The sequence below is a fragment of the Streptococcus sp. KHUD_013 genome (genome assembly GCF_052588545.1).
This window is the reverse complement of record NZ_CP186264.1, coordinates 585,822-599,678: the sequence shown is the minus strand read 5'-3', so window position 1 is coordinate 599,678 and position 13,857 is coordinate 585,822. Positions and strand designations below refer to the sequence as shown.

Genomic DNA, 13,857 nt, shown 5'->3' with positions numbered 1-13,857 from the left:
TTGCTTCAGCTGTTCCTATTTCTTGTTTTAACGTGTATTGTATTGTTTCATCACACGAGCAATATCGCGATTTTGTTCCCGCCGTTTGATGGATTCACGTTTGTCATAATCGTGCTTCCCTTTTGCTAAGCCCAGCAAGAGCTTGGCATAGCCGTCTTTAATGTAGACTTTAAGTGGGACCAGCGTCATCCCTGTTCCTTTGGTTTCTTGCTCTAATTTCTGGATTTGTTTTTTATGAAGAAGAAGTTTGCGACGGCGCTCTGGATCTTGGTTCCAGATATTGCCTTCTTCATAAGGAGCGATATGAACATTGCTCAACCAAACTTCCCCATTTTTCACTTGGGCAAACCCATCTTTCAAATTGATACGAGCTGCTCGCACACTTTTTATTTCAGTTCCTGTCAGAACCATTCCTGCTTCTAGCGTGTCTACAATTGTATAGTCATGGTGCGCCTTTTTATTTTGTGCGACGACCTTTCCCTCGCCCTTTGCCATGCTTGACTCCTTTCTTTGCTACTTCTTTGTAAAAAGGTTTCTTACTCTTTTTCTTCTTGTCTTTTGGAGAATGCTTGCGCTTGTTATCTCTAAAGCCTCCTTGCTTTCGCTCTCCTTCTTTCTTGGAAGGACGGCGTTTAGAAGATGGACCTCCTTCCTTACGCCCAGAAGCTTTATGGCCTTTTTCAATCAGATCCAGCTCACTTGGGATATAAGAAAAATCGATTTCTCCAGTCATTTTATCCGCTCTTTCAACCCTAATTCGTATCTCTTGACCAACTCGGAAGGTCACGCCTGATTTTTCCCCTCGCAAGGTCAAATCACGCTCATTAAAATGATAAAAACCAGGTAAGGTGGTGATGTGGATCAAACCTTCTACAGTATTTGGAAGTTCAACAAAGAGTCCAAACTTGACGACACTGGATACCAGAGCATCGTACTCTTCGCCAACATAGTCCTCCATATACTCTGCCTTCTTCATGGCTTCTACTTCTCGCTCCGCATCAATAGCGCGGCGTTCCCGACTAGAGGATTGGCTAGCGATATCTGGAATAACCTGTTCAAAATGACTAGCCACTTCAGAATCTTTTCCATACTCTCGCACCATACGGTGGACTAATAAGTCTGGATACCGGCGAATCGGACTGGTAAAGTGAGTATAGAACTCCGCAGCTAGCCCATAGTGACCATGGTTGTGCTCGGAATAGCGCGCCTGCTGCATGGAACGAAGCAACATCATGGACAAGACATCAGCATAAGGTTCCCCTTCTACCTTCTTCATGATATCCTGCAAGGTTTCCTGACTCATCGAACTAGCTGTCCCATAAATAGGTATGCCAAAGCTAGAGGCATAATCGATAAACTTTTGCACCTTCTCTGCTTTAGGTTCTTCGTGAATCCGGTAAATGAAGGGAAGTTTTCGTTTGGCAAAATGCTCAGCTACTGTCTCATTGGCAATTAGCATAAAGGATTCAATCATCCTTTCTGCAATTCCCCGTTGACGCAAGACGATGTCGACCGGTTTTCCTTGAGGATTGACCAGGATTTTAGCTTCACTGGTATCAAAGTTAAGGGCTCCCCGCTTTTCCCGCATTCCTTCTAAGATCTGATGAAGGCCAACCATAGCTTCAATACTTGGAACAATAGCTTGGTATTCCTCACGCTTCTCTTGGTCTCCTGCAATGATCTCATTGACATCACTATAGGTCATCCGGAAGGTCGTTTTAATAACTGTTTGGGTAATCTGGTAACGAAGGACCCGACCACGCTCGTCAATCTCCATAATGGCTGATTGGGTCAAGCGATCCACTTGAGGATTTAGGGAACAAATCCCATTGGAAAGTCGCTCTGGTAACATGGGAACAACTCGATCTGTTACATAGACAGAGGTCGCTCGGTTGAGAGCTTCCTTATCCAAGGCAGAACCTTCGGTCACATAATATGAGACATCCGCAATATGAACTCCAAGTTCATAATTTCCGCCTTCCAAGCGTTTAATGTGAACCGCATCATCCAAGTCCTTGGCATCGGCACCATCAATGGTAAAGATGATTTCATCTCGAAGGTCCAAACGTCCCTCCATATCTTTCTCACTAGGCTTATCTGGAATGCTTTCTGCTTCTTTGAGGACTGCTTCTGGAAATTCTGAGACGATATCCATGGACTCCAGGACTTCCAAGACATCGATTCCAGGATCTGTCACATGTCCAACCACATCTTGAACAGTGGCCACAAAGTAGTTGTGCTTCCGACTCGGATACTGTTCAATGGCAACCTTGAGAACTTCGGTCCCCTCCAATTGCAGGGCTGGCTTTTTCACGTAGATCCGTTGGCTAATCTTTTGATTCTTTGAAACGATGTAGCCTGCATACTTTGGTTTTTCTTCATCCAAAACAATCTGGCCGACGACTGTTTGGAGGCTATGCTCCAAGACATCAATGATTTTCCCCTCTGCCGCTGTCCCCTTTTGCCGATCGGCTACCTTGGTGATCACAACCTCAACTGTATCTCCATCAATGGCGTGGTTGACATCATTTCGTCCAATAAAGAGATCCTCTTCTTCCCCCTCTAAGCTGACAAAACCAAAGCCACTTTTATGAGCATGAAAAATCCCTTTCACAGTAATGGTCCCTTTTGGTTTAGCATCAAGGAGACTTAAAAAGCCATTTTCTTCAAAGGTTAGTTGACGACGTCGCTCCATTAGCGAAATGGTCTTAATCAGTTCACGAAAACCTTTGGCATCTGTACTCCCAATGGCTTGTGCCAATTGATCAACCTGAGCTTTTCCCTTCTGTTTTAAATAATCAATAATTTTACTTTTCATATCTTGCGCTGGATAGCCAGCCTCCTTTATTTACTTTCTTTTAGAGAGATTTCTTTACAAGTGACAATCTCCCCATCAAACGACTCATAGATGAAAAAATAGGCAAAGACAATGTCTAAGCCTATCTTATTTACTGGATAATACCATTAAAATCATCGCAATGAGTAACCAAAGGAAAATCATTACTCCTGTAAGTCGTTGCATCACTGCTTCGAATCCACGAGCTTTTGAACGTTCGAACAAATCATTTGAACTTGCATCGAATACGTTGCTAGATTGATTTTTAGTTGGTTGCATGAAGATAGCAATAATAATTAATACAGATAGTACCAATAAAATAGTAATCAACGGTTTAGTCATAATTAAAAAACTCCTTAAAATCTTACCTATTTTACCATAAAAATCATTTCGTTTCAAGATGTAATGTCACTTTTCTCTCTTTGGGACAATACTTCAAAACTTCAATTTTTTCCGGGTGGGTCTTCATATTTTTGCTTGTCAAATAATTCTGACTACCACAGCTCGTGCAGGTTAGTTGTACTTTAATGCGCACTGATTTCTCTCACTTTCAAATACTTTCTAAAGATGAATAAAAGGAAGGCTAAATCTGTAAAAGCTAGAATAGCAGTCCCATAGAATACCCAATGGTAATTGACATGCATGGCGATACTAGAGCCCATCACGGGACCAAGAACTCCCCCTACATAAAAGAAGAGTTGATTGTAACTAAAAATCCGAGAGATCCCTTCTTTGGGAGTCATACGGTTTAAGAGGGCGGTCACACCTGGCATCAAGGCCCCTGTTCCAATACCAAATAAGAATCGAAGAAGACCTAATTGAAAAGGGGTCTGAGCAAGGGCACAGAAGATATAGAGGATCCCACTATAGAGAAGGGCCAAGAGCAAAAGGCGGTGATTGCCAATTCTATCTCCTAGCTTACCCATCCAACCGGAAGTGAGGATACTGGAAATCCCCATCGCTGATACAATCAAGCCGGAAACAAAGATAATATTGTTACTCTGGCCTAACTCCCGCACATACAAAGGAAGAATGGGAGAAATAGACTGGCCAATCATCTGGATGGTCATACTGGTCAAAAAGAGACCTAGTAAAATGTCCTTATGCTGGATAGAAGCCAGTAAAGTCCAGCTTGAAATGTGCTCCTCCTTCGAAATTTGTTGGTAGTCTTCCTCAATACCCCACCAGGTCAAAACAGAGACGAGAAAGAGGAAAAAACCAACGAGGAGAAAGACATTACGCATACCAAATTGCTCTGCAATCAATCCCCCCAACAGGGGTCCCATCAAGGTACCTGCAATGGTTCCTGTCGATAAGGTCCCTAAAGCATACCCAGATTGATTCTTTGGCACCTGACTAGCAATGAGAGCCGTGCTGTTAGGAACAAAGCCTGAAAAGACACCATTTAATAAGCGTAGGAGCAATAACCAAAAGACGGAGGGGACAAAAGCGATTCCTCCCATGGTCAAGGTCATGGCAATCGAGGCTCTCAGCATCATGGGTTTACGACCATAGCGGTCTGCCAAACTCCCCCAGATTGGGGCCATCAGGGCAGATGTCAAGGAGGAGGAGGCAACAGCAATCCCTGCATAAAAAGGAACGGCCGGACCTCTCACTCCCAACTCCTCCACAAATAGGGCCATAAAGGGGACCACTAATGAAAGACTGGCCCCTACAAAAAAACAACCAATCCAGGCAATGAAAAGATTTCTACGCCATTTTATTTCCTGTGAAATAGGATCATCTTCTTTCTATTTGTTCTAAAACCCTATCAATTTGCTGATAGAGGTGATCACGCTTGCTATTGTTATCAATCACGAGATCCACAAGAGCTTTTTTCTCCTCCAGAGACATCTGGGCCGCCAAACGATCGCGCACCTGGTCCTCTGTCAAAGCATTTCTTTCCATCAAACGTTCTAACTGAGTATCCTCCGTCACATAGACCAGCCAGACTTGGTCAAACCAGTCCAGATATCCCTGCTCGATTAACAAGGGGATATCCATGAAAAAGAGGTCTTCTGTTTCTGCCAATCGATCCCGTTCTCGCGCCAGGGCTTTGCGAATCATTTCGCCTTGTACCTGGTTGGACCAGGCGATCTCATTCTGGCTTGAAAAAATGCGTTCAGCCAGAGCAGGACGATTCAAATCTCCAGTATCTAGGAGTATTTCTGTCCCAAAATGCTCTACCAAAGCTTGATAGAGCTCTCCACCTTGTGCCTGTAAGTCATGGACCACACGATCAGCATCAATGACAGCATAGCCTTTTTCTCTCAAATAGGAGGTCACAGTCGACTTACCAGAGGCAATCCCTCCTGTTAATCCAATAATCTTTCCCATTTACTTTACCTTTTGACAATGGGGACAAAAATGAGTCCCCCGTCCCCCAAGTTGGATTTTCTCGATTGGAGAGCCACAACGACTACAAGGCTGACCCGTTTTCCCATAGACTTGGTGTTCTTCCTGCATAGTGCCATCTTCTCCGAAGGCATTGCTGTAGGAGCGAATGGTGGAGCCTCCCTTTTCGACAGCCTGAGCTAATACGGCAATTGTTTCTTTGCGAACGGCTCTGGCTTCTGTAGCAGTCAAACTTTGCCCCAAACGGGCTGGATGAACCTTGGCTCGATAGAGCACCTCGTCCACATAGATATTGCCCAGACCAGCCACCAATTTTTGATCCAAAAGGGCTGATTTAATGGGTTTCTTTGATTTTTTCAGAGCTGCTTGGAAGGCAGGCCATTTAAATTCCGCTTCTGTCGGCTCTGGACCAATTTTTTTATTCACAAAATAACTGTCTACAAGCTCAGGCACTAGGACTTCCATGGTCCCAAACTTGCGGACATCTTCATAGACCAGGGTGCTACCATCTGTAAAATGAAAGAAGACATGGGCGTGCTTGCGAAAAGGGACTTCGTCTGGATAAAAGAAATACTTGCCTTCCATCCGCAAATGCGAGATCAAAACCAAATCCGTCAGATGAAACAAGAGGTATTTCCCACGACGCCCCATGGATCGAATCTCTTGACCTGGAAGATCTTGACGAAAAGCATCCAGATCTGTCTGAATCATCTTAGGATACTTTACTTCCACGGATTGGATGGTTTTCCCTAGAATTAATTTCTCAAGACCACGTCGGACGGTCTCAACTTCTGGTAACTCGGGCATAGAACTCCTTTCAAAAACAAGAAGCAGGCTTCTGCCCACCTCTTCTTAATATTCTTTTTCGTTGTATCCGAAATCGGCAAGGTCTAATTTCTTATCCCGCCAATTTTTCTTAACCTTGACCCAGGTTTCTAGGAAGACTTTGTCCCCCAGCATCAGTTCAATATCCTTACGCGCAAGGGTTCCAATCTTCTTGAGCATGGCACCGCCTTTTCCGATGATAATCCCTTTTTGGCTATCACGTTCCACCATGATGGTCGCACGGATATGGACTTTATCGGTCTCCTCATCCCGCTTCATGGAATCCACGACTACTGCAACAGAATGGGGAATTTCTTCCCGCGTCAAGTGCAAGACCTTTTCCCGAATCATTTCAGAAACCAAGAAACGCTCTGGATGGTCCGTAATCTGATCAGCAGGGAAATATTGGAAACCTTCTTCTAGGTTTTCGCTCAAAATATCAATCAAATGCGAAACATTATTTCCTTGCAGGGCTGAAATCGGCACAATTTCCTTGAAGTCCATTTGACTACGGAAATCATCAATTTGTGCCAAAAGTTGGTCTGGATGAACCTTATCAATCTTGTTGACCACGAGAATGACTGGCACTTTAGCAGTCTTGAGCCGTTCGATAATCATATCGTCACCCTTCCCACGTGGTTCATCTGCTGGCACCATAAAGAGAACCGTATCAACTTCTCGAAGGGTACTATAGGCCGACTCTACCATGAAGTCTCCAAGGGCTGTCTTAGGTTTGTGAATCCCTGGCGTATCGATAAAGACAATCTGTTCCTTATCGGTCGTGTAGATTCCCATAATCTTGTTGCGCGTTGTCTGCGCCTTATCACTCATGATGGCAATTTTTTGCCCCATGACGTGGTTCAAAAAAGTTGACTTCCCAACATTGGGACGTCCTAAAATAGCTACAAAGCCTGATTTAAATGTCATAGTTTCCTTTCACGAGGGAAATCTCCCCCTTATCCAAATACTAGAGCCCATAATTTGGGCACAAATATCATGAGACCTGTCACCAAGGCAAAGCCTGAAATAACGAGAACTGCTCCTGCCGCCATATCCTTGGCATTTTTGGCCAGCATGGAGAAATGGTAATCACTCGCCAAATCCACTACATTTTCAAGAGCAGAATTCATGATTTCAAAGGCAATCACCAAAGAAACACTTAAAAGTAAAAAGAGCCACTCTGTTGCTGAAATGCGAAAAAGGAAGCCGGCAACAATCGCTAAGATAGCTGAAAGAGCATGCTTGCGCATATTTCTTTCTTCTTTAAAGGCTGTAAAAATCCCTGTTAAAGCAAATTCAAGACTGGCAATCAGTTCTCGATTTTTCCATTTTCGTTTATTGTCTTGTGAGTCCATAGGCTGTCAAAATCTCTTCCTGTAAGCCAAACATTTCCTTCTCTTCTTCCGGAGTGTAGTGATCATAACCGTTGATATGAAGGAAGCCATGCACTGCTAAAAAGCCCATCTCGCGCTCAAAGCTATGGCCATACTCAGCCGCTTGCTCACGCGCCTTATCTACAGAAATAAAGAGCTCTCCAATATAGGTATCAAACTCTGCCATCATTTCTGCTAATTCTGGATGGTCTTCTAAATCTTCTTCTGAAAAAGCAATATCCATCTCTGGTTTGTATTCCAGACTAATTACATCCGTTGGGCGATCCGTATCACGGTATTCCAAGTTCAATTCATGGCTGCGTTCGTTGGTTACAAAGGTCACTGCCATTTCCTTGTCTTCTTTGCCCAATTTTTTTGCAGCAAATTCTAAAATTTCCTGGGTTTGTTTGATCATTTCTTGAGAGACTTGACCGGTCTCATCAACCATTTCAATATACATCTTGGATCACCTCACTATCATTTCAATTATAGCATAAAAATAGCGTATATACTAGAATACACGCTACTTTTACTATTTGAAGACTGACATTCATAGCCATCCTTATTCAACCGTTTGTTGGATGGCATGCATCTGGGCATAAATGCCACCATGGGCAATTAAGTCTGCATGTTGCCCACGTTCGACAATACGTCCTTCTGATAGGACCAGGATCTGATCCGCATCTTGAATGGTCGATAAGCGGTGTGCAATGATAAAGGTGGTCCGACCTTTCTGTAGGACTGCCATGGCCTGTTGAATAATCTCCTCTGTCTCCGTATCAATGTGGGAGGTCGCTTCATCCAGAATCAAAATTTTCGGATTCATATAGAGGGTTCGAGCAAAGGAAATCAATTGACGCTCCCCACTTGAGAAGGCGGAGCCCTTTTCAACCACTGGATGGTCGATTCCCTTTTCCAGCCTTTCTATCATAGTTAGGGCACCGACCTGTTTTAGAGCATCCAAGACGCGATCACGATCGATATCTGTTTGGCTCATGGCCACATTGCTAGCAATAGTCCCAGAGAAAAGATAAGGATCCTGTAAGACAATTCCCATATGGGACCGCAGACTCTCTCTAGAGAAATGGCGAATGTCCTGGCCGTCAATCCGAATTTCTCCCTCCTGCGGATCATAAAAACGATAGAGCAAGTTCATGATAGAGGATTTACCCGAACCGGTATGGCCAACCAAGGCAAGGGTCTGCCCCGGAGGGGCTTGGATTGAAATGTCCTTAAGAACTGGCTTGCCCTCTTCATAGGCAAAAGTGACTTGATCAAACTCCACAGCCGCCCTGTCTATTTGGATCTCCTCTGTTGTATCTGCCTCTATCTTTTCATCTAAGAAAGTCAAGACCCGCTGTCCTGTTTCCAGAGAGCGCCTGATATCCGGAAGGCGACGGATCAAATTGGCCATGAGATCAAAAAGCTGAATGACATAATTGAGATTGATAAACAAGAAGCCAGCAGTCATTCCCAAATCTCCGTCAAGATAGGATAGGCCTGCAATGGTTAATATTCCTGCAATGACGATGTATTTCAAGAATTCTGTCAAGGTCCAAGAGGCAATGGAGTCTGCTAGGACCAAACGATCATAGGCCACAGTCATCTTCTCTGTTGCCTGATCAAACTCATCAATCACGCGCTCTTCTTGTCCGTAGAGTTGGATCATACTAGCTCCATGAAGCAGTTCATTAACCTGCGTATTGATCTCACTTCTGGAATCAAAAAAGTCTTTCATGGGCTTGTCTGTCATATGCTTATACAAGGACTGAATCCCGTAAAAGATAGGAAAAATCAAGCATAAGAGAAGACCCATCATGGGATTGATATAAAAGAGAACCCCCATGATAAAGAAGAAACGCATCAAATGAATCACCAAATACATACAGGAATTATAAAATTGGGTCCGTAAGGTCTCTGTATCATTAACAATGCGGGTTGCAATTTTCCCTGCTGGCTTATCATCAAAGTAGGAGATCGGTAGTTGCTGCATCACGAGGAAGGCTTGGTCTCTTAGCTGAGCAGTTACCTTATTGCCTCCATGAATCAAAACCCTATTTCCTATATAACTGACGATTTGGCCCACTGCCAAAACAATCAGATAGAGGCCCCCCATAGGATAGAGTGCTCCTAACTCTCCTCCCTGACTCAAGGCTATCAAGGGACCATCAATCATCTTTTGCAGAATAAACGGAGATAGATCTGACAAAATCGTTGCCAGCAAAAGACAGATGAAACCAAGCCCAAAAATACCAGGAAAAAGGGATAGTTTTTGTAATAGTCGTTTTAAAATACCCATCTTATTCTCCTTCCTGTCTTTGTTGCCGTTGGTATTGTTCATAATACCAACCTTCTTGAGCAAGTAAATCACTAGCTGTCCCTTCTTCCACAATCCGTCCCTGATCTAACACAAGGATCCAATCTGCCTGATGGACAGCTGAGAGTCGGTGAGAGACAATCAAGGTTGTCTTTCCTTGTCGTTCTTTTTGTATCGTTTCAATAATAGCCTGTTCCGTCTTGGCATCTACTGCGGATAAAGAATCATCCAAGAGGAGCAACTGGGCGTCGCGTAAAAAGGCACGTGCCAGAGAAATCCGCTGCTTCTGTCCTCCCGATATGGATACTCCCTTTTCTCCGATCATAGTATCCAGACCATCCGACATCCGTTCCAAATCATCTGCGAAGGCTGCCTGAGCAATGGCATCCATGATTTCCCCTTGACTAGCCCCCTTCTTACCAAGGGAAATATTTTCTAGAATAGACTTGGAGAATAGGATGTGTTCTTGTGAGACGTAGCCGATTTTTTCCTCAATGGAGCGTCTCACGTAGCGAGCAACAGGCTGTCCATTGATGGTAAAGGTCCCTTGTCCAAGTGGGTATTGCCGTAGGAATTGTCGGACTAAACTTGTCTTTCCAGCTCCTGTTCGACCCACAATTCCAATGGTTTGACCTTTGTTGAACCGCAAATGAATCTGCGAAAGACTTTCCTTTTCCGCTATGGGATAGGTAAAGGAATAGTTTTCAAAGACCACTTCATCAAACTCCTCTAGCCATTCCTCACCTTCTGGTTCCAAGTCATCATCCTCTTCGACCAATTCTGACAATTTTTTATGGGAGGTCTTGGCTGTTTGATAGACCAAGATGAAATCAGCTAGCATCCACATTGGCTCAATCAAGGCCACTAGATACAATTCCAAGCCTAGCAGTTGCCCCAAACTGATCTGTCCAGTTTTTAAGAAGTGGCCCCCACAGACCAAAAGAAGGACAGTTGAAACCCCAATAAAGAAGAGGGCAAAGGGACCAAAGGCATTTTGAATAGAGGCAATCTTATCCCCCGTCTTAGCCAAACTTTCTGTCCGTTCTTGAAATTGTCGAACTTGACGCTCCTTTCGGCTATAGGCCCTCATGACCCGAATCCCTTCGATGGATTCTAATACTTCATCATTCAAGTGGGCCACCGCATCACGGTTTTCATCCACATAGATTTCTTCCTTTTTCCCTAAGAGATAGGTTGATAAAACCAGAAAACTCATTGGAATGAAAGAAATCAGACTCAACTGCCAGGATATCAAAAACATAGCTGGAATGATAAAGAGAAACAAACCTCCCCCATAAAGGACAATTAACATCCCATAACCGACCATCCCCATCATCCCGTCTACATCCGTAGTAAAACGAGTCAAGAGATCCCCTGAACGAAACTTTTCATAGAAGGGACGCCTCATAGCTACAAGCTTACGAAAGGCTTGTCCTTGTAGTCTTCCCTTGTATCGAACCGAAGCTTGAAATAACTTCAAATGCCAATAATAAGCCGCCAAATAATTCAAAATAGTTGTAGCAAACAAAAGGCTAATATCCCTAACAAAAATCGACTGGGTTAAGGTCTGCTTGCTCAGCTGGTCGACCAGTCGTTGAATAACCTGCGTCGGTATTAAAATCGTATAATCATAAATCACTAGGACCACAGCGATGCTGAGATACAGCCACTTATGTTCCCAGATGTACTTCCATAAGGCTCCTATCATATTCTCCCCTTTCAAAATGGCACAGAAAAAACCCAAGCAAGGAGCTGAGAGCGTGCTCAGTCCACACTTGGGCCTTCTGATGCCTATCACCAATTCAGTTAAGGCAGGCAAAAATGCATACAAAAAACCCAAGACAGACTCCTCCACCTTGGGTTTCATTCATTTTTTAAATCGAACTCAACTGAGATTGGAGAAACTGTGTATTTAATTGTGTCATCAAAACATCTACTTTGTTCATGATGGTTTTCTCCTTTCTCTTTGTTGCTATAACTTTACCACGTATTTCTATGCTTGTCAACGTTTTTTTGAATATTGTTGAAAAAGAGTCTGCAAATAGACTCCCAGTTAGAAGATAAAGACAAAAAAGAAGCCTAGATCCTCTCTAAGCTTCTCTCTTCTACTATGCTAGTTGCCGGGATTGAACCGGCGACCTCATCCTTACCATGGATGCGCTCTACCGACTGAGCTAAACCAGCAGTACCCATCTACTATATCATGGAGATAGGCCTTTTGTCAATATCCTGACTCATTTTTCTGCCAAATATTCTTCCTTCGTGAGGACATAATGGACTCTCGTCACCATTCGCCCTTTTTCATGCGGGTCTAGCATCGCATAAGCTTCTTCGTGGGAAAATTGCATCCCTGCTTTGGCCATCACCCGTCCAGAAGCTGGGTTTTCCTTATCATGAACGGCAATGAGCTTGTTCATCCCTAACTGTTCAAAAGCTAGGGCAATCACTGTCTTGGTAGCTTCTGTCGCAAGACCTTGGTTCCAATAGTCTTTATTCAGAACATAGCCTATACTCCCCTTCTTCAGAGAAAGATCCAAATCCAGTAAATCAATCGTTCCGATAAATTTCCCATTTTTTTTGAGCTCGATCCCCCATCTTCCAAGTGGGCTAGCTAGGTAAAAGAGGGCAATGTTATTCCGCGTCTCTTCAAGACTTTGATTGGTTGTAAAAGTATAGCGAGTAACAGTCTCATCAGAAGCGTACTCAAACATAGCCGGTGCATCCTCAAGAGTGACCGGACGCAAACGTAAACGCTCTGTCTCCATTTCACGATAAGCCGCTAACTTCACATATAAATTTTCCATTAGACACTCCTTCTTTAGGGATTAGTTTAGCAGAAAACATAAAGGAAGGCAATCTAAAATTTTTTCTTGATTTTTGACTAGCTTTTATATAAAATAAAATCATTCGATTAAAAAATTGGGATGAGGAGTGAAAAGGTCATTGAGTTAGGAGAGCAATCTCACACCAATGGCCTTTTTACACCTATATTCAAGCAAGGAGAAGAAAACAATGTTAATTGGTATTCCAAAAGAAATAAAAAACAACGAAAATCGGGTCGGTTTGACACCAGCTGGCGTACACAGCTTGGTGGGCAAGGGCCATCAAGTTTTGGTGGAAACCAATGCTGGACTTGGTTCTGGCTTTGCGGATGAAGATTACACAAAACAAGGGGCAACTATCGTTGCCACTGCTGCAGAAGCTTGGGCAGCTGAATTGGTCGTCAAAGTAAAGGAACCCCTCGCCGAAGAATACGGCTTCCTTCGTGAAGACCTCTTGCTCTTCACCTACTTGCACATGGCTGCTGCTCCTGAGTTAGCAGATGCCATGGTCGCTGCTAAGACAACTGGGGTAGCTTACGAAACAGTGCGAGACCTTGAAGGACAATTACCACTCTTGGTCCCAATGAGTGAGGTTGCTGGACGGATGGCTGTGCAAATCGGGGCACACTTCTTGACCAAACAAGAAGGAGGATCAGGCGTTCTCTTAGGTGGTGTACCTGGTGTTCCTAAAGGAAAAGTCACCATTATCGGAGGTGGGGTCGTTGGAACCCATGCAGCTCGTATCGCTCTTGGACTCGGTGCCCAAGTCACCATCTTGGATATTAGCGCCAAACGTTTGTCTGTTCTAGAAGATGTCTTCGGTCACCAAATCCAAACCCTCATGTCCAACCCATTTAACATTGAAGCTAGCGTCCGTGATGCTGATGTTGTCATCGGGGCTGTCTTGATTCCTGGTGCAAAAGCTCCAAAATTAGTGACGGACGATATGGTCAAACAAATGCGTCCAGGTTCTGTAATCGTCGACGTTGCAGTTGACCAAGGTGGGGTTATTGAGACAGCAGACCGTGTGACTACTCACACGGAGCCTGTTTACGAAAAACATGGCGTGCTCCACTATGCCGTTGCCAATATTCCAGGTGCTGTCGCTCGCACGTCTACCATCGCCCTTACCAACGTAACTCTTCCTTATGTGGAAGCTTTAGCTGACAAAGGGTTCCATAAGGCTATCGCCCTTGATGAAGGCTTACGCCAAGGGGTTACTACTTATCAAGGCCACATCACTAGCCAACCGGTTGCAGAAGGCCTAGAGCGCGACTTCACACCAATCGACGAATTAGTATAATTTCTGACATTTAAAAGGCAAAGATC

The 13,857-nt window shown here is 44.0% G+C and carries 14 protein-coding genes and 1 tRNA gene; 1 reads left to right on the top strand and 14 read right to left on the bottom strand.

Annotated elements, in window-relative coordinates; translation table 11 throughout:
- Positions 1–27 precede the first annotated feature (27 nt).
- From smpB to ACOXXR_RS02665, 14 genes are all read right to left on the bottom strand, one after another.
- On the bottom strand, positions 28–495 hold the full coding sequence (gene smpB, locus ACOXXR_RS02730) for an SsrA-binding protein SmpB (RefSeq protein ID WP_023023962.1): 468 nt from the start codon (positions 493–495) through the stop codon (positions 28–30).
- On the bottom strand, positions 458–2,818 hold the full coding sequence (gene rnr, locus ACOXXR_RS02725) for a ribonuclease R (protein ID WP_445278676.1): 2,361 nt from the start codon (positions 2,816–2,818) through the stop codon (positions 458–460). Before rnr ends, smpB begins: the two co-directional genes overlap by 38 nt.
- 126 nt (positions 2,819–2,944) lie before the next feature.
- Positions 2,945–3,178 carry a preprotein translocase subunit SecG gene (gene secG, locus ACOXXR_RS02720; RefSeq protein ID WP_006595869.1) on the bottom strand — a complete coding sequence of 78 codons (234 nt, stop codon included), beginning with the start codon at positions 3,176–3,178 and terminating at the stop codon, positions 2,945–2,947.
- Between the two features lie 43 nt (positions 3,179–3,221).
- Positions 3,222–3,371 (bottom strand): 50S ribosomal protein L33, encoded by a 150-nt coding sequence (gene rpmG, locus ACOXXR_RS02715; protein WP_081453577.1) that lies wholly within the window; start codon positions 3,369–3,371, stop codon positions 3,222–3,224.
- Positions 3,361–4,560 (bottom strand): multidrug efflux MFS transporter, encoded by a 1,200-nt coding sequence (locus tag ACOXXR_RS02710; RefSeq protein ID WP_445278863.1) that lies wholly within the window; start codon positions 4,558–4,560, stop codon positions 3,361–3,363. Before ACOXXR_RS02710 ends, rpmG begins: the two co-directional genes overlap by 11 nt.
- Before the next feature lie 16 nt (positions 4,561–4,576).
- A complete protein-coding gene (gene coaE, locus ACOXXR_RS02705) occupies positions 4,577–5,173 on the bottom strand; it encodes a dephospho-CoA kinase (RefSeq protein WP_023023968.1) in 597 nt (198 codons plus the stop codon).
- Complete coding sequence (mutM, locus tag ACOXXR_RS02700) at positions 5,174–5,998, bottom strand: DNA-formamidopyrimidine glycosylase (RefSeq protein WP_123159013.1); 825 nt, start codon at positions 5,996–5,998, stop codon at positions 5,174–5,176.
- Between the two features lie 45 nt (positions 5,999–6,043).
- Positions 6,044–6,943, bottom strand: a complete 900-nt coding sequence (era, locus tag ACOXXR_RS02695; protein WP_270308850.1) for a GTPase Era — start codon at positions 6,941–6,943, stop codon at positions 6,044–6,046.
- A 29-nt stretch (positions 6,944–6,972) separates the two neighbouring features.
- Positions 6,973–7,371: a diacylglycerol kinase family protein gene (locus ACOXXR_RS02690; RefSeq protein WP_123159011.1), complete on the bottom strand. Its 399-nt coding sequence runs from the start codon at positions 7,369–7,371 to the stop codon at positions 6,973–6,975.
- Positions 7,352–7,849: an rRNA maturation RNase YbeY gene (gene ybeY, locus ACOXXR_RS02685; protein ID WP_117744522.1), complete on the bottom strand. Its 498-nt coding sequence runs from the start codon at positions 7,847–7,849 to the stop codon at positions 7,352–7,354. Before ybeY ends, ACOXXR_RS02690 begins: the two co-directional genes overlap by 20 nt.
- Positions 7,850–7,951: 102 nt before the next feature.
- Complete coding sequence (locus ACOXXR_RS02680; RefSeq protein WP_445278675.1) at positions 7,952–9,688, bottom strand: ABC transporter ATP-binding protein; 1,737 nt, start codon at positions 9,686–9,688, stop codon at positions 7,952–7,954.
- A 1-nt stretch (position 9,689) separates the two neighbouring features.
- Positions 9,690–11,414, bottom strand: a complete 1,725-nt coding sequence (locus ACOXXR_RS02675; RefSeq protein WP_445278674.1) for an ABC transporter ATP-binding protein — start codon at positions 11,412–11,414, stop codon at positions 9,690–9,692.
- A gap of 403 nt (positions 11,415–11,817) precedes the next feature.
- Positions 11,818–11,890 (bottom strand) — tRNA-Thr (locus ACOXXR_RS02670).
- Positions 11,891–11,940: 50 nt separating this feature from the next.
- Positions 11,941–12,510 carry a GNAT family N-acetyltransferase gene (locus ACOXXR_RS02665; RefSeq protein WP_445278673.1) on the bottom strand — a complete coding sequence of 190 codons (570 nt, stop codon included), beginning with the start codon at positions 12,508–12,510 and terminating at the stop codon, positions 11,941–11,943.
- A 208-nt stretch (positions 12,511–12,718) separates the two neighbouring features.
- Here ACOXXR_RS02665 and ald point away from each other — a divergent pair, with 208 nt between their 5' ends.
- Positions 12,719–13,831 carry an alanine dehydrogenase gene (ald, locus tag ACOXXR_RS02660; protein WP_023023983.1) on the top strand — a complete coding sequence of 371 codons (1,113 nt, stop codon included), beginning with the start codon at positions 12,719–12,721 and terminating at the stop codon, positions 13,829–13,831.
- The last annotated feature ends 26 nt before the right edge of the window (positions 13,832–13,857 follow it).